The organism is Oleiphilus sp. HI0086, assembly GCF_001635225.1.
On sequence record NZ_LWFZ01000734.1, the window covers coordinates 1 to 1,276 of the forward strand.

1 protein-coding gene is annotated in these 1,276 nt (G+C 45.8%); it reads right to left on the reverse strand.

Annotated elements, in window-relative coordinates; genetic code table 11:
- Nucleotides 1-1,181, reverse strand: a 1,181-nt coding sequence (glnS, locus tag A3756_RS12270; protein WP_068553594.1) for a glutamine--tRNA ligase, incomplete at its 3' end; no start/stop codon positions are given.
- Between the last annotated feature and the right edge of the window lie 95 nt (nucleotides 1,182-1,276).

Sequence of the window (1,276 nt, forward strand, 5' to 3'; positions counted from 1 at the left end):
AATGGCAGACTGCGACTCCCTAACTCCGGCTTACTAGGGTGACAGGCAGCATTCAGCAATTCGTCAGCACCCTGGGCGTTATTATCAGCCATGTTAGATATCGTCACCTTAATAGGGTTCATCACACACATGGCGCGCGCAGCATTGTCGTTTAAATCATCACGAATCGCTCGCTCAAGAATCGCCACGTCAATATCACTATTGTTCTTGCTTGAAACAGGGATCATATCGCAGAAGCTTTTTAGCGCAGTGGGCGTAAAGCCACGACGACGCATACCTGATACCGTTGGCATACGCGGGTCATCCCAACCTGAAACGACACTGTCATCCACCAACTTCTTAAGCTTACGTTTACTGGTAACGGTATAGTTCAAGTTCAAACGACCAAATTCGTACTGGCGAGGCTTACTCGGAACAGGTAGGTTTTCCGTAAACCACTCATATAAAGGCCGGTGAGCCTGAAACTCCAAGGTACAAATTGAGTGCGTCACACCTTCAATGGCATCTTCCTGCCCATGAGCAAAATCATAACTCGGATAAATACACCACTTATCACCCGTTTGATGATGAGAAGCCTTACGGATACGATAAAGAATCGGGTCACGCAAATTCATATTTGGTGAGGCCATATCGATCTTGGCGCGTAAAACACAAGCGCCTTCATCGTACTCACCGGCACGCATCTTCTCGAACTCAGCTAAATTCTCTTCAACTGTACGCTCTCGATAAGGACTTTCTTTACCAGGAGACGTCGCCCAACCACGATACTCTTTGGCTTCGGCAGGGGAAAGGTGACAAACATAAGCCAATTTTTGATTGATGAGATGCAAAGCCCAGTCATAAAACTTGTCGAAGTAGTTAGAAGCATAACGCACCTCACCCGACCAGTCGTAGCCTAACCACTTAACATCTTCCTGAATCGCATCAATATAGGCCTGCTCTTCTTTTTCAGGGTTGGTGTCATCAAAACGAAGGTTACACTCACCGCCATACTCTTTCGCTAAACCAAAGTTCAACCAAATAGAACGAGCGTGACCAATGTGTAAAAAGCCATTCGGCTCAGGAGGAAAACGCGTAACAACCTTGCCGCCATGCTTGTTATCGGCAATGTCCTGCTCGATAGCCTGCTGTAAAAAGTGCTTAACTTCGGTGTCTTTTTCAGGAGTGTTTTGTTCTGACATGCTGGGTGATAATCCGACGAAAAATAAAACCCGACATTATATAGAAATCGATACTAATAGAAAGTAATCAACGGGGTCAGACTCGATTGAAATTC